The following is a 24,260-nucleotide window of genomic DNA, read 5'->3' on the forward strand; positions in this document are numbered from 1 at the left end:
CAGTCAGCTTATACGTAGCTGACCCACCGCTATCGGGAGCAAGCCCCCTCCCACATTTTGTTTCCGGTTTCTACCAAGAGAACTCTAACTGTTCGTGGCCGCCGCTTAGGTCCAGCAACCGCACGCCAATACCCAACAATCGCACCGGTTTATCACCACGATTAAACGCCTGGGTCATCAGCTGTTGATAACTCTCCAGATCCCGCCCTGCCCCCGCCTGCTCCAAGGTGGTCTGGGTAAAGTCGTGAAACTTCACCTTAACGAACGGTTTGCCCGCACGGTAACTGCTGTCGATGCGCGCCATGCGCCCGGCCAGGGTCTCCATCAGTTCAGGGAGTTTTTCCAGGCAGCTTGAGAGATCCGGCAGGTCCACGTCGTAGGTATTTTCCACACTGATCGATTGCCGACGATTGTCGTTCTGCACTGCGCGTTCATCGATCCCACGAGCCAGGTTCCAGAGTCGCTCGCCAAAACTACCGAATTCCCGTACCAACGCCAGTTTGCTCCACTCGCGCAGTTGCAGGCAGTCTTCAATACCCAAACGAGCCAGCTTGTCGGCCGTGACCTTGCCGACGCCGTGCAACTTGCTCACGCGTAACTGCGAGACAAAGTCTTCGACCTGGTCCGGGGTGATCACAAACAGGCCGTTGGGCTTTTTCCAGTCGCTGGCGATCTTGGCCAGGAATTTATTCGGGGCCACGCCGGCGGATACGGTGATGTGCAATTGGTTGGAGACCCGCCGACGAATGTCTTGGGCAATACGCGTGGCACTGCCGCCAAAATGCGGGCTGTCCGAGACGTCCAAGTAGGCTTCATCCAAGGACAATGGCTCAATCAAGTCGGTGTAGTCGCGAAAGATCGTCTGAATTTCCTTCGACGCTTCTTTATAAGCATCCATGCGCGGCTTGACGATGGTCAGGTCCGGGCAAAGCTTCAAGGCATGGCGCGACGACATGGCTGAGCGCACCCCGTACGCCCGCGCTTCGTAATTGCACGTAGCGATCACGCCCCTTCGGTCCGCCGAGCCACCCACAGCCAGAGGCTTTTGCGCCAGGCTCGGGTTATCGCGCATCTCGATAGCGGCGTAGAAGCAATCACAGTCGACGTGGATGATTTTGCGCTGCGTCATATATAGAGGGGTGAAATCCTACGGGTGGGCAGTATCGCACTCGCACCTGTATATAGCACCAGTAGTTTGAATCTTCTGCCTAAGCGGTAGGAAATTTCACAAATGGATTTATTTTTTCAATCGAAAACAGCATCCCGATAGAGCCGAAACCCTTGGCCCGCCTGGCTCGCGCGGCCCTTACAAGGCTTTCTGGAGAGCTAACCGATTGAAGCACAAGCGCTTTTCTTCAACTCACAGGTTGACACACTCGTGATCCTCTGTAGAATGCCGACACACAGACGCGGGATGGAGCAGTCTGGTAGCTCGTCGGGCTCATAACCCGAAGGTCGTCGGTTCAAATCCGGCTCCCGCAACCAAACATCAAAAAAGGCTACTCGAAAGAGTGGCCTTTTTTGTGCGCGTGTGTTTTTCAAACCTGGATCGCGTGCACTTCATTACGAACGCTTCGCGCCCGACGCGGAGCAAGCCTGCTCACCACAAAAAGCCTTCTCAATCGAGAACTTAGGTTGCATGGGCGGTTAATTCACACTTATTTGCACCATCGGTTGATTAACGGTTGACACCTCGCCGCTTGGCTGTAGAATGCCGCCCACAGACGCGGGATGGAGCAGTCTGGTAGCTCGTCGGGCTCATAACCCGAAGGTCGTCGGTTCAAATCCGGCTCCCGCAACCAAACATCAAAAAAGGCTACTCGAAAGAGTGGCCTTTTTTGTATCCGGTGAAAAAGTTCTTCTGAAACAATGGGATGGCATCTTTCATGAAACCGTACACGGTTTGTAGAGTCCATCTCATCGCACGCTATGCTTACTCCTCTACGACCAAGGGCCGCTGTCGCCGCCCCCGGTGATACGCGTTAATATTTGTAATTATTTTGTCCATAGGGATTGGTAACTTGGCTGGATACCCCCATCCTGTCGCGCACAATCCACGAGGTGATTGATGCGCGCCAACTCGTCTGAACCACAAGACACCGTCACAGCAGAACAACCGATCACGCCTACCCGATTGCGTTGGCTGGATCTGATCAGCAAGTACCGGCAACCCCTCGGGCTGGCGGTCACCCTGTTGCTGTTCGCCATCGCCTTGATCGCTTGCCGCCACCTTCTGCTGGAACTCGACCTGTACGCACTTCACGACTCGATCCTGGAAGTGCCTAAGCCTGCACTGCTGGGAGCATTTGCCGCGGGCGTCGCAGGGTTTGTCATTCTTCTCGGCTATGAGTTCTCCGGCGCACGCTATGCCGGTGTGAAGCTGCCCGCCAAGACACTGGCCCATGGCGGCTTCACCGCCTTTGCCATTGGCAATGCGATTGGCCTGTCGATGCTCTCCGGCGGCTCGGTGCGCTACCGTTTATATGCACGCCATGGCATTGGGGCCTCGGAAGTCGCCCATATGACTGTATTCGCCAGCCTGGCCCTGGGCTGCGCCCTGCCCCCGCTGGCCGCACTCGCGACACTGAGCAACCTGCCTGCAGCGTCGACCTACCTGCATCTGTCGCAAGGCCTGCTCGGCGCGATTGCCGGTGCCGTGCTGCTGTTGTCGGCCGCGCTGTGTATCGGCATTTACCGCCGCCGCTTGCCGGAGCAACCTTACCCGGACAACCTGCTGGTCAAAGTCGGCCGTCGCACCCTGCGCCTGCCCGGCCGGCGCCTGACGCTCCTGCAATTGGTCATCACTGCCCTGGATGTCGCCGCCGCCGCCACTGTCCTCTATCTATTGCTGCCAGAAGCGCCGCCCTTCGGTCCATTCCTGCTGGTTTACCTGCTGGCCCTCGCCGCTGGCGTGCTCAGCCACGTACCGGGCGGAGTCGGGGTGTTCGAAGCGATACTGCTCGCCGCATTTGCAGACAAGCTCGGCGCCGCACCACTGGCCGCTGCCCTGCTGCTGTATCGGATGATCTACGTAGTGTTGCCGCTCCTGATCGCGTGCGTGTTCCTGCTGATCAACGAGGCGCAACGACTATTCCAGACCCAGCAGAGCCTGCGCGTGGCCTCAGGTCTGGCGGCGCCAGTGCTGGCCGTACTGGTTTTTTTGTCCGGCGTGGTCCTGCTGTTTTCAGGCGCCACGCCAGAGATCGATTCACGCCTGGAAAACATCGGCTTCCTGATTCCCCACCGCCTGATTGATGCCTCGCACTTTGGTGCCAGCCTGATAGGCGTACTGTGCCTGTTGCTGGCCCAGGGCCTGCGTCGGCGTTTGTCGGCGGCCTGGATGCTGACCATGGTGCTGCTGCTGGTGGGCGCCCTGCTCTCGCTGCTCAAAGGCTTCGACTGGGAAGAAGCCAGCCTGATGACCATGACGGCGGTGCTGCTGGCGATCTTTCGCCGCTCGTTCTACCGCGCCAGCCGCCTGACAGAACTGCCGTTCTCACCGCTGTACCTGGTGTCCAGCGTCTGCGTGCTGGGTGCCTCGATCTGGCTGCTGCTGTTTGCCTATCAAGATGTGCCGTACAGCCATCAACTGTGGTGGCAGTTCACCCTCGATGCCAACGCCCCACGCGGCCTGCGCTCATTGCTGGGAGCCGCCGTGCTGCTGGTGATCGTATCGCTGACCTGGTTGCTGCGCACCGCCCGCCCGGTGATCCACCTGCCGACCCCGGATGAGCTGGAGCGCGCCTCGAAGATCCTGATGGCTTCGTCCCAACCCGACGGTGGCCTTGCGCTGACCGGTGACAAGGCGCTGCTGTTCCACCCCAACGACGAAGCCTTCCTGATGTATGCCCGTCGCGGCCGCAGCCTGGTGGCCTTGTACGACCCAATTGGACCGACCCAACCAAGGGCCGAGATGATTTGGCAGTTCCGCGACCTGTGCGACATCCACCACGCGCGTCCTGTGTTCTATCAGGTACGGGCAGAGAACCTGCCCTACTACATGGACATCGGCCTAACCGCGATCAAGCTGGGCGAAGAGGCGCGCGTCGACCTGAAACGCTTTGACCTGGAAGCCAAAGGCAAAGAGATGAAGGATCTGCGCTACACCTGGAACCGTGGCACCCGAGACGGTCTGTCCCTGGAGATCCATGAACCGGGTACGGCGCCGATGGATGAATTAAAAGTCATCTCGGACGCATGGCTTACCGGTAAGAATGTGCGCGAAAAAGGGTTTTCCCTGGGACGCTTCAGTGACGACTACCTCAAGCATTTTCGGATTGCGATCATTCGCTTCGAAGGACGCCCGGTAGCCTTCGCCAACTTGCTTGAGACTTACAATCACGACCTGGCCAGCCTCGACCTGATGCGCGCCCATCCGGATGCGCCCAAGTTGACCATGGAATTCATGATGGTCGGTCTGATTCAACACTATAAGAGTCACGGCTACGCCCGTTTCAGCCTCGGCATGGTGCCGTTGTCGGGCCTGCAACCGCGACGCGGCGCGCCACTGACCCAGCGTTTGGGTTCGATGGTGTTCCGTCGTGGCGAGCAACTGTATAACTTCCAAGGTTTGCGCCGCTTCAAAGACAAGTTCCAGCCAGACTGGGAACCCCGTTACATGGCCGTGCCCGCAGGACTTGATCCGCTGGTGGCACTGGCCGATACCGCCGCCCTGATCGCGGGTGGCTTGACTGGATTGGTGAAACGCTGATGATTCGACGCTCCTGGCGGTATGTATTGGCCTTTGTAGTGCTGCTGGCCCTGGTTCTGGGTGGCGGCTTTTGGTATTTGAAACGCCCTGCCCCGCAGCCGACCCTGGAGCAACTGCCCCAGGCCGATGGCTCGGTAATGACCCGCGTGACCCCGGCCGGCAACCCGAAAGCCCGTGTGGCCGTGGCGGTAATGGCCGACGAAACCCTGACCGATAGCCAGTTGTTAACCCTGAGCCAGGGTGGCAAAGCGCAGATCGTCCAGGTGGTCTTGCCAAAAGATGACTGCAAGCTGCAGGAACAAGCGCTGCAAAGCGCCTTGAGCCAGCTCAAGGGCCCAGCGACGCTGGTCAGCGGCATCGGCCCTGGCGCGGCGCTTGCCTGGCGCTGGCTGGCCACTCAGAACGACGACAAGGCCAATGCCATCTCTGTTGGCTTCGCTCTGGCGCAGGAAGGCTGCAAAGATCCACTGCCGAAAACTGCAGAGCACGGCAACTGGCTGGTGGCGTGGAATGACAACCCTGACGACGAAAGCGCCAGTTTCGTACGCGATACACCACGCGCCACAACCAGCATCAGTGACTACGACATTCACTACCCGCAAGTACTGAACAACGAACTGCGCAAGCAACTGGTGGGTTCGGATAACGGTGGCCTGGCGATTCCCGTGGTGGAAGTCCCGGCAGGCCAGGCTAAGGACACCGTGACCCTGTTCCTCTCCGGGGACGGCGGCTGGCGGGACCTGGACCGCGACGTGGCCGGTGAAATGGCCAAGATCGGCTACCCAGTGGTCGGCATCGATACCCTGCGCTACTACTGGCAGCACAAGACGCCGGAACAAAGCGCCAAAGACCTGACCGAGCTGATGCAGCACTACCGGCAAAAGTGGGGCACCAAGCGCTTTGTGCTGACCGGTTATTCGTTCGGCGCCGACGTGTTGCCAGCGATCTATAACCGCATGCCGGAGAACGAGCAACAGCGCGTCGATGCGATCATCCTGCTGGCCTTCGCCCGCACCGGTAGCTTTGAGATCGAAGTGGAAGGCTGGCTGGGCAACGCCGGCAAAGAAGCCGCGACCGGCCCGGAAATGGCCAAGCTGCCGCCTGAGAAAGTGGTGTGCATCTACGGCGCCGAAGAAGTCGACGAGAGTGGCTGCACCGACAAGACCGCCGTGGGCGAGGCTTTGAAGCTGCCCGGCGGGCATCACTTCGATGAGAACTACCCGGCGCTGGCCAAGCGGTTGGTGGATATCATCGTCAAGCACCAGGCCAAAAGCGAATAACCCCAGGCCTTACACAAATCAAAATGTGGGAGGGGGTTTGCCCCCGATAGCGGTAGGTCAGTCACAGCATTGTTGACTGACACTCAGCTATCGGGGGCGAGCCCCCTCCCACAGTTGTTTTGCGGTGTTAGTAAAATCTAACGCGGCTCGATGTGGGCAATCATCAACTGCACGGTTTCATTCCCACGAAACTCGTTCACGTCCAGCTTGTAGGCCAACTCCACCCATCGCACGGTCGGATTCGGCCAGACCTCACGGTCCACGCCAAAGGCGATGCCATCGAGCTTCACTGACCCGCATTCGCTCTTGAGCACCACTTTCAGGTGCCGCTCCCCCACCACACGTTGCTCCACCAAATGAAACACCCCGTGAAACAGCGGCTCGGGGAAGTGCTGCCCCCAAGGACCGGCGTGCCGCAGGGCGCGGGCCAGCTCCAGGTGAAACTCCTCAACCGCCAGTGTGCCGTCGGACAACAGGCGACCGGTGAGGTCTTCTTCACGCAGTTGACGACGCACTTCGGCATCAAAAGCTTCGGCAAACAGAGGGAAATTCGCCTCTGGCAATGTCAGACCCGCCGCCATGGCATGGCCGCCGTACTTGGCGATCAGAGTGGGATGCTGGCTGGCGACCACCGCCAGCGCATCACGGATGTGAAAACCCGGCACAGAGCGCCCAGAGCCCTTAAGCAGGCCATCACCCGCATCGGCGAAGGCGATGGTCGGGCGAAAATAACGCTCTTTCATGCGTGACGCCAGAATGCCGATCACGCCTTGGTGCCATTCAGGGTCGAACAGGCACAGGCCATAGGGCATTGATTCCACCGGCAAGTCCTTGAGCTGGGCCAGAGCCTCGCGCTGCATACCTTGCTCGATGGATTTACGGTCCTGGTTCATGCCGTCCAGTTGCGCCGCCATTTCCCGCGCCGCCGCGAAATCCGTGGTGAGCAGGCATTCGATACCCAGGCTCATGTCGTCCAGGCGCCCGGCGGCGTTGAGCCGCGGCCCGAGAATAAAGCCTAGGTCGGTGGAGGTGATGCGCGCCGCATCGCGCTTGGCCACTTCAAGGATCGCCTTGATCCCAGGCCGTGCGCGACCTGCGCGGATACGCTCCAGGCCTTGGTGCACCAGGATGCGATTGTTGGCGTCCAGCGGCACCACGTCGGCGACACTGCCCAGGGCGACCAAGTCGAGCAGATCGCCGATATTCGGCTGCGGCTTGTTCGCGTACCAGCCCAGATCACGCAAGCGCGCGCGCAGCGCCATCAGCACGTAGAAAATCACGCCAACACCGGCCAACGCCTTGCTCGGAAACTCACAGCCCGGCTGGTTAGGATTGACGATGGCGTCTGCCGCCGGCAACTCGTCACCGGGCAAGTGGTGGTCGGTGACCAACACCTGCAACCCCGCCGCCTTCGCTGCGGCCACGCCTTCGACGCTGGAGATGCCGTTGTCCACGGTAATCAGCAACTGCGGCTCGCGCTGCAGGGCCACGGCGACAATCTCAGGCGTCAGGCCGTAGCCGTATTCGAAGCGATTGGGCACCAGGTAATCGACATGGGCGGCACCGAGCAAACGCAGGCCCAGGGTGCCTACAGTGCTGGCGGTGGCGCCATCGGCGTCGAAGTCACCAACGATGAGGATGCGTTGGCGTTGCTCCAGGGCCGTCACCAAAAGGTCTACGGCGGCGTCGATGCCCTTGAGCTGTTGATAGGGAATCAACCTTGCCAGGCTTTTATCCAGCTCGGCCTCGGACTGCACCCCGCGTGCGGCATAAAGACGGGTCAACAGCGGTGGCAATTCACCGAGAAATGGCAGGACAGCGGGCAACGGACGAGGATCGATACGCATGGGGTGATGGGCGCTTCTCTTTGATACGACGGTTAAACGACAACGCTGAAGGCAACACGGGGCACATGTGGAAGGGGCAAGCCCTCCCCGCAGTATTCAACCGCGCTCGCCGACCAGCCATTGCAGTTGCACTTCATGCTGGCCACGGTCATCAGTGACGAAGATCGTGCCTTCGCTGATCATCACGTCCCACTTGATTACGCGGGGCATGTCCTTGGCCAGAACCTCCAGAATCTCCTGGGGCACCGCAGCGATGTGTACGTTTTTCAGATTATTCGCCACCGGCACCACTTTGCCTTCCCATACACGCAGGCTGCCATAAGCCAGCAGGCTGGTACGTTCAGTACGGCGCGAGCACCAGGTCAGGCGGTCGGCATCGGGCTGGCCGACTTCGATCCAGTGCAAAACCCGATCATCCAGGCTTTTTTCCCACAGGGCCGGTTCGTCTACATCTGAAAGGCCACGACCGAATGCCAATTGCTCATTGTAAAAAAGGGCGTAGGCCAGCAGGCGCACAGTCATGCGTTCTTCGGTTTCCGAAGGGTGGCGAGCGATGGTCTGTTTGACGCTCTCGTACACCGAACGGTCGAGGTCGGTGAGGTTGAGTTCGAATTTGTAGGTCGTGGACGGCTGGGCCATGAACGGGCTTCTAGAGACAGGGAAAGGCGGCCAGTCTAACTGATGGTGGTGCCATTCAACGAATCCTGCGCTGTTTCACGCTTATCCCTGGCCGCTCGCCTATGTTAAAAGGCATCACACACCCGCTCCGCGCAGACAAGGATCCCCATGTCGTTTAATGCCAAACCGCTTGCCGGCCTGAAAGTCATCGAACTCGGCACCCTGATCGCCGGCCCGTTCGCTTCGCGTATCTGCGCTGAATTTGGTGCAGAAGTGATCAAGGTCGAATCCCCGAATGGCGGCGATCCGCTGCGCAAATGGCGCAAGCTGTACGAGGGCACCTCGCTGTGGTGGTTCGTGCAGGCACGCAACAAAAAATCCCTGACGCTGAACCTAAAGCACCCGGACGGTCTGGAGATTCTCAAGCAACTCCTGACGGACGCCGACATTCTCATCGAGAACTTTCGCCCCGGTGTACTGGAGAAGCTCGGCCTGAGCTGGGAAACCCTGCACGCGCTGAACCCGAAACTGGTGATGGTGCGCCTCTCGGGCTTTGGCCAGACCGGACCGATGAAAGACCAGCCGGGGTTTGGTGCCGTCGGTGAATCCATGGGCGGGCTGCGTTACATCACCGGTTTCGAGGACCGCCCGCCAGTGCGCACAGGGATTTCCATTGGCGACTCCATCGCTGCGTTGTGGGCAGTAATCGGTGCATTGATGGCGCTGCGTCATCGCGAAGTGAATGGCGGCGTAGGCCAAGTGGTGGATGTGGCGCTGTATGAAGCTATCTTCGCCATGATGGAAAGCATGATTCCTGAGTTTGACGTGTTCGGATTCATCCGTGAGCGCACCGGCAACATCATGCCCGGCATTACACCGTCGTCGATCCATACCAGCGCGGACGGCAAGCATGTGCAGATCGGCGCAAATGGGGATGCAATCTTCAAACGGTTTATGAGTGCCATTGGCCGTGAAGACCTGGCGAATGATGCGCAGTTGGCGAGCAATGACGGGCGTGATACCCGCCGTGATGAGCTGTATGGCGTGATTGATCGTTGGGTCAATTCGCTGTCACTGGAGCAGGTGGTGGAGCAACTGAACAAGGCCGAGGTACCCGCCAGCCGGATCTACAGCGCCGAGGACATGCTTGGCGATCCGCAATTCCTGGCGCGGGAGATGTTCCTCAAGGCGCAACTGCCAGGCGGCAAGGACTTTAAGATGCCGGGCATCGTGCCCAAGCTGTCGGACACGCCCGGGAGCTGCGAGTGGGTCGGGCCGCAGTTGGGCGAGCACACCAACGTGCTGCTTAACGAGCTGGGTTACGACGCGGCCGCGATCACCCGGCTACGTGAACAAGGCGCGATCTGATGGCGCACTCGCAATAATGGCGCGGCGTTGGCTCCTGGGTGTTTGTGCACCGTTGCTCGGGCTTCTGCCGCTGTCTGCCAAGGCAGCGGACACCTTGACCTGGTTAATCCGCGACCTGCCCCCGATGACCATCCTCGACGGCCCGCAAAAGGGCCAGGGCGTCATCGACGAATTGCTGCCGATGCTGATGGAGCGCCTGCCCGAGTACCAACACAAGATTTTGCACGTTAACCGTGCACGCGGCCTGCAGATACTTCAGACCCCCGCACTGACCTGCGACCCCACCATGCTATGGACCGCAGAACGGGCCAAGTGGGTGGTGTATTCGCGCCCGGCTTTTTCCATGGTCAGTAATGGGGTGGTGGTACGTCAGGACCGCCGTGACGTGCTCGCGCCGCTTGTCGCACAGCAAAGGGTGGACCTCGCGGCGCTCCTGCTGGATAAGCGCGCACGCCTGGGCGTGGTGGCCGAGCGCAGCTACGGGACGCTCATCGATGAAATGCTGGACCAAACGGATGCGCCCACCCGCGTGCTGCACTACGGAAACGACGCCCTGGGCAGCCTGCTGCAAATGCAGCGATTGGGTCGCCTGGAAGCCGTGCTGGGCTACTGGACTGAAATTCGCTATCACGCCCTGCGCCAGGGGATTGATCCGCTGACTTTGGCGTTCTATCCGATTGCTGGCGTCATGCCCTACCAGCGTGTGCATATCGGCTGCTCCGATACGCCTGAGGGCCACCAGGCAATTGAACACATCAACCAAGTGTTGAACGGGCTGCCCCAGGCTCCACTACTGCACGCCTATGCAGCCTGGCTCGACCCGGCGCTGCGCGCGCAATATCTGACCGACCATGTCCAGTTTTACCAAGACGCGACTACGCCCTGACAAATCGCGGGCAAAAAGAAACCCCGAAGCGTGGGGAGACACTTCAGGGTTAAACGTGGCCAACAAAGACCAGTACAGCAAGCCACAAACACCGGAGCACAATGTTTGCTCTTGCTGTTACGAAATCTGACCGGCCATGCCGTAGGAAGTTTCCATCGATGAACAATTCTTCATGCGCGGGCAATGCCACGGGTCTGGGCGGCATTGCGTAAGGCGGCAATGACCGAGGGTTCCAATCGGCCTTCTGCAATTTTGATGTCACGCAGCAGGCAGTCCACTACGTCCACTAGCACGCGTTTATCCATCAATTGGGCACGGTCAACTTCACGCTCGACCACAATAGCGCCAGTAGGATTCTTTACTGTCACCAAGCACTCGTCCTGAACACCCGCAGTGGTCAGCGTAACCTGATAAGGGGTCAGTGCTTCTTCGAGCAATAGGCTGATACTTTCCATCTCGATCACCACTCAATAGTTCGGGAACAATCGTTTCAACGGGAACTGCATCTATCCTAAGTGACTGGTTATGACGTAGGAAAGTTCGCTTTTTCGTATTTACGGGGGTTACCGGGGGATGAGGTTTCCAGCATGCGCTTGCAATATGACAAGCAAAAAACGGCGACACATAAATGCTTGCGCAATGGGCGGTGGTTTGGGGTTTGGCCGGGCGCTATCGCAGGTCGCCCCTTTACTTAATGAGCGCTGCCAAAAAACAAAAAACGCCGCTGACCCAAGCAAGGGAGAGCGGCGTTTTTGTGTACGCGGTCTGCCTTACAACGGCTTACCACGATTGCCGTGCTGGCTGACAAACGCCTGCACCGCTTTCAAGTCATTGGCCAACACCGTGCAACGCTCTTCGCGCTCGAACAGGTCGGTCAAGTGCACCGGCAGCTCCAACGCCTTGCCGACACCGGCTTTCTCCACCGCTTCCGGGAATTTGACCGGGTGCGCGGTACCGAGGATCACCATTGGAATATCCAGGCTGCGACGGCATTCGCGGGCGGCCTTCACACCGATGGCGGTGTGCGGGTCGAGCAGTTCGCCGGTCTGGGCATAGACTTCGGCGATGGTCTCGCAGGTCTGTGCATCGTCCACGGCCAGGGAGTCAAAGAGCTTGCGGGTTTCGGTCCAGCGCTCCTCATCAACGCTGAAACCGCCGCCGCTCTTGAAGGTGTCCATCAAGCCGGCAATCGCCGAACCGTTGCGACCGTGCATGTCGAACAGCAGGCGTTCGAAGTTCGACGAGACCATGATGTCCATGGAAGGCGACAGGGTAGCGTGCAGGGTTTCCTTGACGTACTGATTGCCGCTCATGAAGCGGTGCAGGATGTCGTTGCGGTTGGTGGCGACGATCAACTGATTGATCGGCAGGCCCATGTTACGCGCCAGGTAACCGGCGAAGATATCGCCGAAGTTGCCGGTCGGCACCGAGAACGACACCGAACGCGCCGGGCCGCCCAACTGTAGGGATGCGTGGAAGTAGTAAACGATCTGGGCCATGATCCGCGCCCAGTTGATCGAGTTCACCGCGACCAGGCGGGTGCCCTTGAGGAAGCTCTGGTCAGCGAAGCTGTTCTTGACCATTTCCTGGCAGTCATCGAAGTTGCCTTCAATGGCGATGTTGTGGATGTTCTCGCCAAAGATGGTGGTCATCTGACGGCGCTGAACTTCCGACACACGCTTGTGCGGGTGCAGGATGAAAATGTCGACGTTTTCGCAGTGCTTGCAACCTTCGATGGCGGCCGAACCGGTATCACCTGAGGTAGCGCCGATGATCACAACGCGCTCGCCGCGCTTCTCCAACACATAATCCAACAGGCGACCGAGCAGTTGCAGGGCAAAGTCCTTGAACGCCAGAGTCGGGCCGTGGAACAGTTCCAGCACCCACTCATTGCCGTTCAGTTGGCGCAACGGCGCGATGGCGCTGTGGGAAAACACGCCGTATGTTTCTTCCAGAATCTTCTTGAAGTCCGCATCTGGAATGCTGCCGGTGACGAATGGACGCATCACTCGGAACGCCAGTTCGTGGTACGGCAGCCCGGCCCAGGAGGCGATTTCTTCCTGAGTGAAGCGTGGCAGGTTTTCCGGCACATACAGGCCGCCGTCAGTGGCAAGGCCTGCCAGCAAAACGTCTTCGAAATTCAGGGCCGGTGCCTGGCCGCGGGTGCTGATGTAACGCATGACTGGCTCCTCTAAAACATTCTCGAACAGAGGCCGCCGAACGCGCGGGGCCCCTGGAACAATCGGTTAGTTCAGGTGTTCAACACGAATACGAACGACCGGGCCGACAACGCCTTGCAAGGCTTCCAGCGCGGTGATGGCGTCGTTGATGTGCTGCTCAAGCACGCGGTGGGTCAGCAGGATCATCGGCACCTGGCCATTTTGCTCCTCGACTTCCTTCTGCATGATCGACTCGATGTTGATACCGCGCTCCGACAGGATGCTGGCGACCTGGGCCAACACGCCCGGATGATCCTTGGCCTGGATGCGCAGGTAGTAGGCACTTTCGCACGCTTCGATAGGCAGGATCGGGTGGGCCGACAGTGAATCAGGCTGGAAGGCCAGGTGCGGGACGCGGTTTTCCGGGTCGCTGGTCATGGCGCGAACCACGTCTATCAAGTCGGCGATCACCGAGGAAGCGGTCGGCTCCATACCAGCGCCGGCGCCGTAGAACAGCGTGGAACCCGCAGCGTCACCGTTGACCATCACTGCGTTCATCACGCCGTTGACGTTGGCGATCAGGCGATCGGCGGGGATCAGCGTCGGGTGCACACGCAGCTCGATACCAGCCGGGGTGCTGCGCGCTACGCCAAGATGCTTGATGCGGTAGCCCAGGGCTTCGGCGTAGTTCACGTCGGCCGTGGTCAGCTTGGTGATGCCTTCGGTGTAGGCCTTGTCGAACTGCAGCGGGATACCAAAGGCGATGGACGCCAGGATGGTCAGCTTGTGGGCCGCGTCGATCCCTTCCACGTCGAAAGTCGGGTCGGCTTCGGCGTAACCCAGAGCCTGGGCTTCTGCCAGCACGTCTTCGAAGGTACGGCCCTTCTCACGCATTTCGGTGAGAATGAAGTTACCGGTGCCGTTGATGATGCCGGCCACCCAGTTGATACGGTTGGCGGACAAGCCTTCACGGATCGCCTTGATCACCGGGATACCACCGGCTACTGCGGCTTCGAACGCTACGATCACGCCCTTCTCACGCGCCTTGGCGAAGATCTCGTTGCCGTGCACGGCGATCAGCGCCTTGTTGGCAGTGACCACGTGCTTGCCGTTCTCGATGGCTTTGAGCACCAGCTCACGGGCAACGGTATAGCCGCCTACCAGCTCGATGACGATATCGATCTCCGGATTGGTGGCCACGGCGAAGACATCGTTGGTAATCGCAATACCGGTCGTTTCGAACTGAGGCTTTGGCGAACGCGTGGCAATTTGCGCCACTTCAATCCCGCGCCCTGCACGGCGGGAAATTTCTTCAGCATTACGCTGAAGTACGTTGAAGGTGCCGCCACCGACGGTCCCTAAACCACAGATGCCTACTTTGACCGGTTTCACTGAAGAACTCCCCATGAAACGGCCGACGCTAGGTCGGCCGTGGAAAACAGCCGCACAACTGCGGCTTTCAATTAATGACCCGTCGACTGATCAACGAGCCATGATCGTCAAAGGTTCGACGATGCTGGTTTATTTGGCACTCAGCGCCAGTTTGGCAACTTGTGGCGCCGGCTGGTAGCCCGGAATAACCTGGCCGTCAGCCAAAACGATAGCCGGTGTACCGTTCACGCCAATGGACTGGCCCAATGCGAACTGCTTGGAGACCGGATTGGCGCACTTGGCGGCCTTGATTTCCTTGCCGTCGACCATCTTGTCCATGGCCGCTTTCTTGTCGGCCGAGCACCAGACCGCCTGCAATTGTTCGTCACCCGGCGAACCCAGGCCCTGACGCGGAAACGCTACGTAGCGCACTTCCACACCCAGCTTGTTCAACGCAGGCACTTCGGCGTGCAGCTTATGGCAGTACGGGCAGGTGGTGTCCGTAAACACGGTAATGTGAGTCTTGGTCTCGCCGATGGCCGGGTACACCACAGTCTCGGCCACCGGAATGCCATTGATCAATTTGGACACGCCCAGACGCTCGGCTTTCTCAGTCAGGTTGACCGGCTTGCCGTCTTTCAACTGGAACAGGTAACCCTGGACGATGTACTGGCCATCGGCACTGGCGTACAACACGCGGCTACCCTTGAGCTTGACTTCATACAGGCCGGCCATCGGGCTGGCGCTGATGCTTTCGATCGGGGTATCAAGTTGCAGGTTGGCCAGGCTCTTGCGGATGGTCTGCTCGGCAGCATCATCGGCGACGGCAAAGGTGGAAACCAACGCAATGGCTGCGGCGGCAATAATCTGGGTCAAGCGCATGGGAACTCCTGAAGGCAGATGCAGGGACGGGAAGGAACACCGCTGTCTCTGTAGACACGGGTCGGGACCGTCACCTTTGCTAACCGGCAAAGCCTACCACAGTTGGGCCGCAGGGCAGCCCGCGGCGGGATAAATTGGCGGTTTTCAGCCTCGCGGGTGGTGCTTGGCGTGCATATCCTGCAATCGCGCACGCGCCACATGGGTGTAGATCTGGGTGGTGGATAAGTCGCTGTGCCCGAGCAGCATTTGCACCACGCGTAAATCCGCACCGTGGTTGAGCAAATGGGTGGCAAATGCATGGCGTAGCGTGTGGGGAGACAGGCTCTTGCCAATTCCGGCGACCTTGGCCTGGTGCTTGATGCGATGCCAGAAAGTCTGGCGGGTCATTTGCTCACCGCGCAGGCTGGGAAACAGCACATCGCTGGGGCGCCCACCAAGCAACTCGCCACGGGCATCGCGCATATAACGCTCGACCCACACAATCGCCTCCTCTCCCATCGGCACCAGCCGCTCCTTACTGCCCTTTCCCATCACACGCAGCACGCCCTGACGCAGGTTAACCTGCTCCAGGGTCAGGCTGATCAGCTCGGTAACCCGTAGCCCGCATGCGTACAACACTTCGAGCATCGCGCGGTCACGCTGGCCGATGGCTTCGCTCAGGTCAGGGGCGGCGAGCAAGGCGTCGACGTCGGCTTCCGATAGGGATTTGGGCAATGGCCTGCCCAGTTGCGGCATGTCGACCTGCAAGGTCGGGTCCAGGGCAATCAGCTTTTCTCGCAGCAGATAGCGATAAAAGCCACGTACACCAGATAGAAAACGTGCAGTGGAGCGCGGCTTGTAATTCTGATCCAGGCGCCAGGCCAAGTGATCGAGGATCAGCTCACGGCCAGCGCTGACCAGCTCAAGGTTATTCTCCTGCAGCCAGCCGTTGAACAGCGCCAGGTCACTGCGGTAAGCCTGGCGAGTGTTGTCCGAAAGGCCTTTTTCCAGCCAGAGGGCGTCGAGGAAGCGGTCGATCAGGGGGTGGTCGATAGCAGGCATGAGGGCTCGAAGCAGAAAAGAATAGGGGGATGCTACCGCATGTAGAAGTCGGCTTGCCGGCTCCTACAAAAGGATGTTTCAGTTTGCAAATCCCGGCAGCACAGGTACTGGGCGCTTGTCCGCATCAATCGCGACAAAGCTGAACACGCCCTGGATCGCCTTTTCACGGCCATCGGCACTCATGCTCTCGACGAACACTTCCACCTCAACCTTGAGACTGGTGTTGCCGACCTTGATCACACGGCCGATCAGCTCAACGATGGAACCCGCCGGGATCGCATGATTGAAGTCGATGCGGTCGGTAGAAACCGTCACCAACGGCAAACGGCAAAAACGCGTGGCGGTGATGAACGATACTTCATCCATCCAGGCCAGTGCAGTGCCGCCGAACAAGGTGTTGTGGTGGTTGGTCGTCGGCGGGAATACAGCCTTGGTCACATGGGTGACAGAGAGGTCAGTACGGCGCTGAATTTCTTCGAGGCGAGTAGTCATGGGCAAATACCGGAAAATGGACAAATTTCAGGCACAAAAAAGCAGCCCGTAGGCTGCTTTTTTCTGCATCGGAAAGCTGGACTTAAGCCAGTTTTTCCTTGATGCGAGCTGCTTTACCGGACAGGTCACGCAGGTAGTACAGCTTGGCTTTACGTACGTCACCGCGACGCTTAACGGCCATGCTGTCGATTTGCGGGCTGTAGGTCTGGAAAGTACGCTCTACGCCAACACCGTTGGAGATTTTACGAACAGTGAAAGCACTGTTCACACCACGGTTACGCTTGGCGATTACCACGCCTTCGAACGCTTGCAGACGCGAACGGTCGCCTTCCTTCACTTTCACCTGAACGACAATAGTGTCGCCCGGGGCAAAGGTAGGGATCTCTTTGGTCATCTGCTCTGCTTCGAGTGCAAGGATGATTTTGTTAGTCATGCTGTGCTCCTAAGGTAAGTCAATGGACCTACCATCGATACGTTGTTAACTATCGTCCCGCGCGAGGATGTATTCCTCGAGCAGCTTCTTCTCTTCTCCAGAAAGCGAGCGGCTTTCCAGAAGATCGGCGCGTCGTTCATAGGTCCGACCAAGGGACTGCTGTAAACGCCAACGCCGGATGTGTGCGTGATTGCCACTTAGCAATACGTCGGGAACACGCTGATCCGCATACACCTCCGGACGGGTGTAGTGCGGGCAATCCAGCAAACCATCCGTGAAGGAATCTTCCTCCGCGGAGTCCGCATGCCCTAAAGCTCCAGGCAGCAGTCGTGTAACCGCATCTATCAGGACCATCGCCGGCAGCTCGCCGCCAGACAGGACATAGTCCCCAATCGACCACTCTTCATCGACATGAGCCTCAATAAAGCGCTCGTCAATGCCTTCATAGCGACCGGCAATCAGGATTAATGCTTCCTCATTCGCCAGTTCGCGTACCGCCGCCTGTTTCAGCTGACGGCCTTGAGGGGACAGGTAAATTACCTTCGCCTTCTCCCCAGCAGCTGCCTTGGCCTGAACCAACGCGTCTTCCAGGGGCTTGATCTTCATCACCATGCCCGGGCCACCGCCAAATGGGCGATCGTCCACAGTGTGATGTCGATCCGTCGTGTAGTCTCGCGGGTTCCAACAGGTGAGCTGTAACAGCCCCTGTTTCACCGCCCGACTGGTGATGCCGTACTCGCTGATGGCGGAGAACATCTCGGGAAACAAACTGATCACTTCAATGCGCAAATTAGCCACGCTTAGAAGTCCGCGTCCCATTCCACCTTCATCTCGCCCGCTGCCAGGTCAACAGCCAGCACGCATTGCTCCGTATAGGGCAACAAGCGTTCGCGATCATCCAGGCTGCCAGCACAAGGCTTGACCACCATTACATCATTGGCGCCGGTTTCCAGAAGATGATCGATTTTCCCGAACAATTGCCCGAGTTGATCAATAACCTTCAGACCTTCCAGCTGGTACCAGTAGTACTCGCCGTCGGTCAATTCAGGGAACAGGTTGCGCGGCACGCAGATCTCATAACCAGCCAGAAGACGAGCTTCTTCACGATCATCAAGACCCTTGAGCTTCGCGACCAGGAACTTATCGCTCCCGCGCCCACTGACCAGCTCGACCTGTTTCACACTACCTTCGCGCTTGAGCGTCCAGGTTTTGTACTGCAACAGGTTTTCTGTCGGATCAGTAAAGGAATACACCTTCACTTCGCCGCGAACGCCATGAACAGAATAAATCTTGCCGATAACGATCAAATCATCAGCAACAGTTGGCGTCGCGTTCATATTGCTCAGGCTGCGGCCTTAGCCGAGTCCTTCAACAGTTTTGCAACGCGCTCGGATGGCTGTGCGCCAACGCTCAGCCAGTAGGCTACGCGCTCTTGGTTCACGGACAGACGAACTTCTTGACCACGAGCAACAGGGTTGAAGAAACCAACCTGTTCTTTGTGCGAACCGTCGCGCGGGTTGCGGCTGTCGGTTACGGTCAAGTGGTAAAACGGGCGCTTTTTGGAGCCGCCGAGGGCAAGACGGATTGTTAGCATGTGAAGATCGTTCCTGTAGTCGGTGCTGCAAATCTAAATGCACAGCGGGCATAGGTGCCCGAAAGGCCGCATATTCTAAGGAATATCCGGACTTTTGCAAATGTCTTTTTCTGGCGCCTATCAGCGTGCCATTCAGATCTGCTATAGAGCCGTCGTTTAAAACGGCAGGTCAGCCCCCGCCAACGGCGGGTTTGCTGGAGATCCCACATCCCTGTGGGTCGGAGCGCAAGCGAACTTGCGCTCGAATTCTTTACATTTTCGGCATGCCGCCGCCGGGCAACATACCGCCCATGCCGCGCATCATCTTGGCCATTCCGCCTTTGGCGGAGAATTTCTTCATCATCTTCTGCATCTGCTTGTGCTGCTTGATCAAGCGACCGATGTCCTGCACCTGGGTGCCGGAACCCATGGCGATCCGACGCTTGCGCGAACCGCTGATCAGCTCAGGGTCGCGGCGCTCGGCCGGGGTCATGGAGTTGATGATGGCTTCCATCTGCTTGAACTGCTTCTCTGCCGCGCCTTGGGCATTGCCCATTTGCGCCAGGTTCACACCGCCGATGTTCGGCAGCTTGTCCATCAGGCCGCCGAGGCCGCCCATGTTCTTCATTTGTTGCAGCTGGTCGCGGAAGTCTTCGAGGTCGAAGCCCTTGCCCTTCTTCAGCTTCTTGGCCAGTTTATCGGCCTTGTCCTTGTCGAGGGTGGCTTCGGCCTGTTCGATCAGGCTGAGCACATCACCCATGCCGAGGATACGCGAGGCGATACGCTCAGGGTGGAACGGTTCGAGCGCTTCGCTCTTCTCACCCATACCGATGAACTTGATCGGCTTGCCGGTAATGGCGCGTACCGACAGCGCAGCACCGCCACGGGCGTCGCCATCGACCTTGGTCAGGATCACGCCGGTCAGCGGCAGCGCATCACCGAAAGCCTTGGCGGTGTTAGCCGCATCCTGGCCGGTCATGGCGTCGACCACGAACAGTGTCTCGACCGGATTGATCGCGGCATGCAGCGCCTTGATCTCGCCCATCATCTCTTCATCAATGTGCAGGCGACCGGCGGTATCGACGATTACGACATCAATGAACTTGAGCTTGGCCTCTTTAATAGCTGCGTTGGCAATGTCGACTGGCTTCTGGCTCAGATCGGACGGGAAGAAGGTTACGCCCACTTCGCCCGCCAGCATTTCCAACTGTTTGATGGCCGCAGGACGGTACACGTCGGCCGACACAACCATTACTGACTTTTTCTTGCGCTCTTTAAGGAAGCGCGCCAGCTTGCCGGCGGTGGTGGTTTTACCCGCACCTTGCAGACCGGCCATCAGCACGACGGCCGGTGGCACGGCGCTGAGGTTCAAATCTTCGTTGGCGGCGCCCATCAGGCTTTCGAGTTCGGCCTGGACGATCTTCACAAAGGCCTGGCCCGGGGTCAGGCTGCGGGACACTTCAGTGCCGACCGCACGCTCCTTGACCGAGTTGACGAAGTCCTTGACCACAGGCAAGGCCACGTCGGCTTCCAGCAACGCCATGCGTACTTCACGCAGGGTGTCTTTAATATTGTCCTCGGTCAGTTTGGCCTTGCCGGTTACGTGGCGCAGCGTCTGCGAGAGACGGTCAGTCAGGTTTTCAAACATGCGCGATCCTTTCAGGCCCTATTCATCGAAATGCATTGTAGACCGAGGTAATGGCGGCCCAGGCTGTGGTAAATCGCTATTAAAAACAGCGCTCGGCGAGCCTGCGGCGTGGGCAGGTCGCGGATTATAGCGAAGACTGCGCCCATGCACACCCGCTGTCTGGTCCGGGAGTCTTTCGTGGAACGCAGGTGTATGCCAAACTCAGCGCCTTTCGGGCTTGTCTATCAGGATTTATGGTCCCCTTGTCACCCAGTTTGCTACCCAGTCTCGCCGCCGCCCTCTTATATGCCGCTGCGACCTTCTATCAGGGCACTCGTCTTGCCCAAGGCACCAAGGCGGACAAACGCCTGCTGGTCGGCCTGGGCGTACTCGCCCTGCTGGCTCATGCCGCGAGCCTGTTCACCCACCTGATGACGCCGGTCGGCCTGGGCCTGGACTTTTTCAGTGCCGCCAGTCTGATCGCTGCAGCGGTCATCGCGCTGACGCTGCTGGCCTGCTACCGGATCCCCGTTGAGAACCTACTGGTCCTGCTCTTCCCCCTGGGCGTACTGACGGTGCTGCTGGCGCAGTTCGCGCCCACCGGCACGGTGCAGGTGATTGACGAAGAACCCGGCATCCTCGCCCATATCCTGCTGTCGATCCTGGCATACGGCATGTTCACCATCGCGGTGTTCCAGGCCCTGCTCCTGCTCCTGCAGGATCACCAGCTCAAGCACAAGCACCCCTCCGGCCTGATCAAGAATTTCCCTCCGCTGCAAACCATGGAAAGCCTGCTATTCGGTTTCCTATGGGCCGGCTGGACGTTGCTCTCGCTGTCGCTTATCTCCGGCTGGTTGTTCGTCGAGAACCTGTTTGCCCAGCACCTAGTGCACAAGACCCTGCTGGCGTGCCTGGCCTGGGTGGTGTTCAGCGTGTTGCTGTGGGGCCGCAATCGCCTCGGCTGGCGCGGGCACAAGGCGATCCGCTGGACCCTGGCCGGTTTCTGCCTGCTGATGCTGGCCTATTTCGGCAGCAAGCTGGTTCGCGAATACATCCTGCATATTTGACGGGCAGCAATCATGGACAACTTGCCCCTTGGGCCGATGCTCGCGGTAATCGCCTTGCTGGTGTTATGGGCGGCGCTGTTTACCGCCATCGAAGCCGCACAACAACACCTGCTGGCCCTGCGCCCCGGTACACGTCAGGGCGACAAGGCTGCCGCCCGCCTGAGTTTCCCGCGCCACAGCCTGATCCTGTGCAACAGCCTGTGCCGTGCGGCCGTGGTAATCCTCTGCACCCTGCTGGCGATTTATGCCTGGGCACAGAACGGCCCGTGGCTCGGCTGGCTGATCTCCTGCGCTGTTCTACTGATCCTGGCCGACTACCTGCCACGCGCCCTAGCAACCCGCCATCCGCAAGCGGTGCTGGGCTTCGGCAACACGCTGCTGGGCGTGCCATTGAAAATCCTCTATCCCGCCGCCTGGCTGCTCAATGGCATCAGCCTGTTGCTGCTACGCCCGTTTGCCCGAAAGCCCGGCGTGGTGAAAAACAGCGACGAGCCACAGCCCGACCACGACGATGAGCCGCAGCCCGAGGCCGACGACAGCCGCACCCCTCGCATGCCGGGCATCCACGCCTTGGACAACATCACCGTCAATGACATCCTGGTACCCCGCAGCGAAGTGGACGGTATCAACCTGGATGACTCGATCGAAGAAATCATCGAGCAACTGCGCACCTCCCCGCGCACTCGCCTGCCGGTGTTCCACAGTGACATCAATCAGGTCGAAGCCGTACTGAACACCCGACTGATCCAGCATCTGCTGCCGGACGCCAGCCTGACCAAGGAAGCTTTGCTCGAGGCCTCCTACGAACCCTACTTCGTACCGGAAAGCACGCCCCTCCAGCTGCAACTGCTTAACTTCCACAAACAGCAGCGGCGCTTGGGCATGGTGGTGGATGAATATGGCGAAGTGCTGGGCATCGTTACTCTGGAAGACATCCTCGAAGAAATCGTCGGAGAGTTCGAAAGTGAACAGGGTACGGACAACCCGCATATCGAAGCGCAGCCCGATGGCCGCTACATAATTGATGGCGCCGCTTCGATCCGCGAACTGAACAAGAGCCTGGGATGGCACCTGCCAAGCGACGGCCCCAAGACGCTCAACGGCCTGGTGACCGAAGCCCTGGAGACCATTCCGGATTGCGCGGTGTGCCTGAAGATCGGCCGCTACCGCCTGGAAATCCTCGAAACCGAGGACAACCGGGTGAGCAAGGTACTGATCTGGCACACCAGTCGAGTGCCGGTGGCCGTTTAATCCGCTTGTTCGATGCGCAACCCCCTTCCTATAATCGGGTCGGCTTACCCAAGCCCCGCCCGACCGTGTGCTATCCGCACTGAGCGCGTCCAGGCACCGCAGCATCCCGTCTGACCGGTGTACGCTCCCATCCCGAGCCGCCCCGCGCACACCCCTGATCCAGGGGTGTTCGACCAATAATAATCCGCGTCCAAACGCGCAATGACTGTCAGGGATAACTCAATGAGCACCACCTATAACGAGGCTGCGACCGCCGCCCCGACCAACTCGACTGCACGAGTCGCCACCGCGAGCATCGTCGGTACCGCCATCGAGTTCTACGACTTCTATATTTACGCCACCGCCGCTGCCCTGGTGATCGGCCCGGTATTCTTCCCGCAAACCTCCGGCACCGCGCAGATGCTGGCGTCATTCCTGACCTTCGGTATCGCCTTTATCGCCCGCCCTCTGGGCTCAGCGCTGTTCGGCCACTTTGGCGACCGTATCGGCCGCAAGTCGACGCTGGTGGCTTCACTGCTGCTGATGGGCGTGTGCACCACGTTGATCGGTTTGCTGCCCGGCTATGACAGCATCGGGGCCTGGGCGCCGATTCTGTTGTGCGTGCTGCGTTTCGGCCAGGGCCTTGGCCTGGGCGGGGAATGGGGCGGCGCGGCGCTGCTGGCTACCGAGAATGCGCCAAAGGGCAAACGCGCCTGGTTCGGCATGTTCCCGCAGCTTGGCCCATCGATCGGCTTCCTGGCCGCAAACGGCTTGTTCCTGATCCTGGCCATGAGCCTCAACGACGAGCAATTCCGTAGCTGGGGCTGGCGCATCCCGTTCATCCTCAGCGCAGCACTGGTGATGGTCGGCCTGTACGCGCGGTTGAAATTGCATGAAACCCCGGTGTTCGCCAACGCCGTGGCCAAGGAAAAACCGGTAAAGGTGCCGCTGGTGGAATTGTTCAGCCAGCATTGGCTGCCGGTGCTGCTGGGCGCCGCATCGATGGTGGTGTGCTATGCGCTGTTCTATATCACCACGGCGTTCTCCCTGAGCTACGGCGTGTCGACCCTGGGCTACAGCCGCGAGACATTCCTTGGCCTGCTGTGCTTCGCGGTGCTGTTCATGGGTTTGGCCACACCGTTGGCTGCCTTGGCCAGTGATCGGTACGGGCGCAAGCCGGTGCTGATCGTCGGCGCAGTCCTGGCGATCCTGTCCGGCTTCACCATGGAGCCACTGCTGACTCACGGCTCGACCTGGGCCGTGGCACTGTTCCTGGCGCTGGAGCTGTTCCTGATGGGTGTGACCTTCGCACCGATGGGCGCCCTGCTGCCAGAGCTATTCCCAACCCGCGTGCGTTATACCGGCGCTTCGGCGGCGTATAACTTGGGTGGAATTGTGGGCGCTTCGGCGGCACCGTTTTTCGCAACCAAGCTGGTGGCGATGGGCGGGCTCAGTTATGTCGGCGGGTATGTGTCGGCGGCAGCGTTGCTCAGCTTGATTGCTGTGCTGTGCCTGAAAGAGACGCGGGATAATGATTTGAACAAGGTTGCCTGATAGACCGCTATCGGCGGCAAGTCGAATCGTCGCACCGCCCCTCCCACATTTTGAGCGCATTTCTACAGATTAAACGCGGTCAAGTGTGGGAGGGGCGGTGCGAAGATTCGATTTGCCCCCG

General features: G+C 59.3%; 21 protein-coding genes and 2 tRNA genes. 9 read left to right on the forward strand and 14 right to left on the reverse strand.

All coding sequences use genetic code 11. The features are described 5' to 3' along the window. Positions 1-70: 70 nt before the first annotated feature. Complete coding sequence (dinB, locus tag LRO94_RS23190) at positions 71-1,129, reverse strand: DNA polymerase IV (protein WP_032890809.1); 1,059 nt, start codon at positions 1,127-1,129, stop codon at positions 71-73. 279 nt (positions 1,130-1,408) lie between these two features. Here dinB and LRO94_RS23195 point away from each other — a divergent pair. The 4 genes from LRO94_RS23195 (at position 1,409) to LRO94_RS23210 (ending at position 5,991) form a co-directional block, all read left to right on the forward strand. Further along, positions 1,409-1,485 (forward strand) — tRNA-Met (locus LRO94_RS23195). A 240-nt stretch (positions 1,486-1,725) separates the two neighbouring features. Continuing rightward, positions 1,726-1,802: transfer RNA gene (locus LRO94_RS23200), tRNA-Met, on the forward strand. 266 nt (positions 1,803-2,068) lie between these two features. Next, entirely contained in the window at positions 2,069-4,711 is a 2,643-nt protein-coding gene (mprF, locus tag LRO94_RS23205; protein ID WP_032890807.1) for a bifunctional lysylphosphatidylglycerol flippase/synthetase MprF, read from the forward strand. After that, a complete protein-coding gene (locus LRO94_RS23210; protein WP_179179912.1) occupies positions 4,711-5,991 on the forward strand; it encodes a virulence factor family protein in 1,281 nt (426 codons plus the stop codon). The genes mprF and LRO94_RS23210 overlap by 1 nt, the downstream gene beginning before the upstream one ends. 137 nt (positions 5,992-6,128) lie before the next feature. On the opposite strand, the gene recJ is transcribed toward LRO94_RS23210, so the two are convergent. Both recJ and LRO94_RS23220 read right to left on the reverse strand, forming a co-directional pair. Beyond that, a complete protein-coding gene (gene recJ / locus LRO94_RS23215; protein WP_179179911.1) occupies positions 6,129-7,838 on the reverse strand; it encodes a single-stranded-DNA-specific exonuclease RecJ in 1,710 nt (569 codons plus the stop codon). 96 nt (positions 7,839-7,934) lie between these two features. Further along, complete coding sequence (locus tag LRO94_RS23220; protein WP_032890801.1) at positions 7,935-8,477, reverse strand: YaeQ family protein; 543 nt, start codon at positions 8,475-8,477, stop codon at positions 7,935-7,937. A gap of 147 nt (positions 8,478-8,624) precedes the next feature. On the opposite strand from LRO94_RS23220, the gene LRO94_RS23225 reads away from it, so the two are divergent. Together LRO94_RS23225 and LRO94_RS23230 are read left to right on the forward strand one after the other, a co-directional pair. Continuing rightward, on the forward strand, positions 8,625-9,824 hold the full coding sequence (locus LRO94_RS23225) for a CaiB/BaiF CoA transferase family protein (RefSeq protein WP_099602737.1): 1,200 nt from the start codon (positions 8,625-8,627) through the stop codon (positions 9,822-9,824). Between the two features lie 16 nt (positions 9,825-9,840). Beyond that, the gene (locus tag LRO94_RS23230; protein WP_179179910.1) at positions 9,841-10,710 is read left to right on the forward strand and encodes a TIGR02285 family protein; all 870 of its coding nucleotides are present in this window, start codon (positions 9,841-9,843) and stop codon (positions 10,708-10,710) included. A 170-nt stretch (positions 10,711-10,880) separates the two neighbouring features. On the opposite strand, the gene LRO94_RS23235 is transcribed toward LRO94_RS23230, so the two are convergent. From LRO94_RS23235 to ffh, 11 genes are all read right to left on the reverse strand, one after another. Next, on the reverse strand, positions 10,881-11,165 hold the full coding sequence (locus tag LRO94_RS23235) for a DUF3509 domain-containing protein (protein ID WP_032890795.1): 285 nt from the start codon (positions 11,163-11,165) through the stop codon (positions 10,881-10,883). A 315-nt stretch (positions 11,166-11,480) separates the two neighbouring features. Further along, complete coding sequence (gene thrC, locus LRO94_RS23240) at positions 11,481-12,890, reverse strand: threonine synthase (RefSeq protein ID WP_032890793.1); 1,410 nt, start codon at positions 12,888-12,890, stop codon at positions 11,481-11,483. A gap of 66 nt (positions 12,891-12,956) precedes the next feature. After that, a complete protein-coding gene (locus LRO94_RS23245; protein ID WP_179179909.1) occupies positions 12,957-14,261 on the reverse strand; it encodes a homoserine dehydrogenase in 1,305 nt (434 codons plus the stop codon). Positions 14,262-14,390: 129 nt separating this feature from the next. Then, positions 14,391-15,122, reverse strand: a complete 732-nt coding sequence (locus tag LRO94_RS23250; protein WP_003175893.1) for a thioredoxin fold domain-containing protein — start codon at positions 15,120-15,122, stop codon at positions 14,391-14,393. A 144-nt stretch (positions 15,123-15,266) separates the two neighbouring features. Beyond that, positions 15,267-16,163 (reverse strand): site-specific tyrosine recombinase XerD, encoded by an 897-nt coding sequence (gene xerD / locus LRO94_RS23255; protein WP_032890789.1) that lies wholly within the window; start codon positions 16,161-16,163, stop codon positions 15,267-15,269. Between the two features lie 78 nt (positions 16,164-16,241). Further along, positions 16,242-16,655 (reverse strand): acyl-CoA thioesterase, encoded by a 414-nt coding sequence (locus LRO94_RS23260; RefSeq protein WP_032890787.1) that lies wholly within the window; start codon positions 16,653-16,655, stop codon positions 16,242-16,244. A gap of 82 nt (positions 16,656-16,737) precedes the next feature. Continuing rightward, positions 16,738-17,088, reverse strand: coding sequence for a 50S ribosomal protein L19 (gene rplS / locus LRO94_RS23265; protein ID WP_003175895.1), 351 nt, complete (start codon positions 17,086-17,088; stop codon positions 16,738-16,740). A 45-nt stretch (positions 17,089-17,133) separates the two neighbouring features. After that, positions 17,134-17,907 (reverse strand): tRNA (guanosine(37)-N1)-methyltransferase TrmD, encoded by a 774-nt coding sequence (gene trmD, locus LRO94_RS23270; protein ID WP_024077235.1) that lies wholly within the window; start codon positions 17,905-17,907, stop codon positions 17,134-17,136. Then, a complete protein-coding gene (gene rimM, locus LRO94_RS23275) occupies positions 17,889-18,425 on the reverse strand; it encodes a ribosome maturation factor RimM (protein WP_027605457.1) in 537 nt (178 codons plus the stop codon). The genes trmD and rimM overlap by 19 nt, the downstream gene beginning before the upstream one ends. A gap of 5 nt (positions 18,426-18,430) precedes the next feature. Further along, positions 18,431-18,682, reverse strand: coding sequence for a 30S ribosomal protein S16 (gene rpsP, locus LRO94_RS23280; protein WP_003175899.1), 252 nt, complete (start codon positions 18,680-18,682; stop codon positions 18,431-18,433). Positions 18,683-18,932: 250 nt separating this feature from the next. Next, positions 18,933-20,309, reverse strand: coding sequence for a signal recognition particle protein (gene ffh, locus LRO94_RS23285; protein ID WP_003193965.1), 1,377 nt, complete (start codon positions 20,307-20,309; stop codon positions 18,933-18,935). A gap of 233 nt (positions 20,310-20,542) precedes the next feature. On the opposite strand from ffh, the gene LRO94_RS23290 reads away from it, so the two are divergent. The 3 genes from LRO94_RS23290 (at position 20,543) to LRO94_RS23300 (ending at position 24,139) form a co-directional block, all read left to right on the forward strand. After that, the gene (locus tag LRO94_RS23290; protein ID WP_032890784.1) at positions 20,543-21,355 is read left to right on the forward strand and encodes a cytochrome C assembly family protein; all 813 of its coding nucleotides are present in this window, start codon (positions 20,543-20,545) and stop codon (positions 21,353-21,355) included. 12 nt (positions 21,356-21,367) lie between these two features. Beyond that, positions 21,368-22,606, forward strand: coding sequence for a transporter associated domain-containing protein (locus tag LRO94_RS23295; RefSeq protein WP_099602734.1), 1,239 nt, complete (start codon positions 21,368-21,370; stop codon positions 22,604-22,606). Between the two features lie 222 nt (positions 22,607-22,828). Next, positions 22,829-24,139, forward strand: coding sequence for an MFS transporter (locus tag LRO94_RS23300; RefSeq protein WP_032890781.1), 1,311 nt, complete (start codon positions 22,829-22,831; stop codon positions 24,137-24,139). Positions 24,140-24,260 lie beyond the last annotated feature (121 nt).

Origin of the sequence: Pseudomonas sivasensis (assembly GCF_021391435.1) — a bacterium.
GTDB classification, from domain to species: Bacteria; Pseudomonadota; Gammaproteobacteria; order Pseudomonadales; family Pseudomonadaceae; genus Aquipseudomonas; species Aquipseudomonas sivasensis.

Excerpts from the sequence above, each read along its gene's own strand:
- dinB (WP_032890809.1), bottom strand. The coding sequence starts at position 1,129 with ATGACGCAGCGCAAAATCATCCACGTCGACTGTGATTGCTTCTACGCC.
- mprF (WP_032890807.1), top strand. The coding sequence starts at position 2,069 with ATGCGCGCCAACTCGTCTGAACCACAAGACACCGTCACAGCAGAACAA.
- LRO94_RS23210 (WP_179179912.1), top strand. The coding sequence starts at position 4,711 with ATGATTCGACGCTCCTGGCGGTATGTATTGGCCTTTGTAGTGCTGCTG.
- recJ (WP_179179911.1), bottom strand. The coding sequence starts at position 7,838 with ATGCGTATCGATCCTCGTCCGTTGCCCGCTGTCCTGCCATTTCTCGGT.
- LRO94_RS23220 (WP_032890801.1), bottom strand. The coding sequence starts at position 8,477 with ATGGCCCAGCCGTCCACGACCTACAAATTCGAACTCAACCTCACCGAC.
- LRO94_RS23225 (WP_099602737.1), top strand. The coding sequence starts at position 8,625 with ATGTCGTTTAATGCCAAACCGCTTGCCGGCCTGAAAGTCATCGAACTC.
- LRO94_RS23230 (WP_179179910.1), top strand. The coding sequence starts at position 9,841 with ATGGCGCGGCGTTGGCTCCTGGGTGTTTGTGCACCGTTGCTCGGGCTT.
- LRO94_RS23235 (WP_032890795.1), bottom strand. The coding sequence starts at position 11,165 with ATGGAAAGTATCAGCCTATTGCTCGAAGAAGCACTGACCCCTTATCAG.
- thrC (WP_032890793.1), bottom strand. The coding sequence starts at position 12,890 with ATGCGTTACATCAGCACCCGCGGCCAGGCACCGGCCCTGAATTTCGAA.
- LRO94_RS23250 (WP_003175893.1), bottom strand. The coding sequence starts at position 15,122 with ATGCGCTTGACCCAGATTATTGCCGCCGCAGCCATTGCGTTGGTTTCC.
- xerD (WP_032890789.1), bottom strand. The coding sequence starts at position 16,163 with ATGCCTGCTATCGACCACCCCCTGATCGACCGCTTCCTCGACGCCCTC.
- LRO94_RS23260 (WP_032890787.1), bottom strand. The coding sequence starts at position 16,655 with ATGACTACTCGCCTCGAAGAAATTCAGCGCCGTACTGACCTCTCTGTC.
- rplS (WP_003175895.1), bottom strand. The coding sequence starts at position 17,088 with ATGACTAACAAAATCATCCTTGCACTCGAAGCAGAGCAGATGACCAAA.
- trmD (WP_024077235.1), bottom strand. The coding sequence starts at position 17,907 with ATGGGACGCGGACTTCTAAGCGTGGCTAATTTGCGCATTGAAGTGATC.
- rimM (WP_027605457.1), bottom strand. The coding sequence starts at position 18,425 with ATGAACGCGACGCCAACTGTTGCTGATGATTTGATCGTTATCGGCAAG.
- rpsP (WP_003175899.1), bottom strand. The coding sequence starts at position 18,682 with ATGCTAACAATCCGTCTTGCCCTCGGCGGCTCCAAAAAGCGCCCGTTT.
- ffh (WP_003193965.1), bottom strand. The coding sequence starts at position 20,309 with ATGTTTGAAAACCTGACTGACCGTCTCTCGCAGACGCTGCGCCACGTA.
- LRO94_RS23290 (WP_032890784.1), top strand. The coding sequence starts at position 20,543 with ATGGTCCCCTTGTCACCCAGTTTGCTACCCAGTCTCGCCGCCGCCCTC.
- LRO94_RS23295 (WP_099602734.1), top strand. The coding sequence starts at position 21,368 with ATGGACAACTTGCCCCTTGGGCCGATGCTCGCGGTAATCGCCTTGCTG.
- LRO94_RS23300 (WP_032890781.1), top strand. The coding sequence starts at position 22,829 with ATGAGCACCACCTATAACGAGGCTGCGACCGCCGCCCCGACCAACTCG.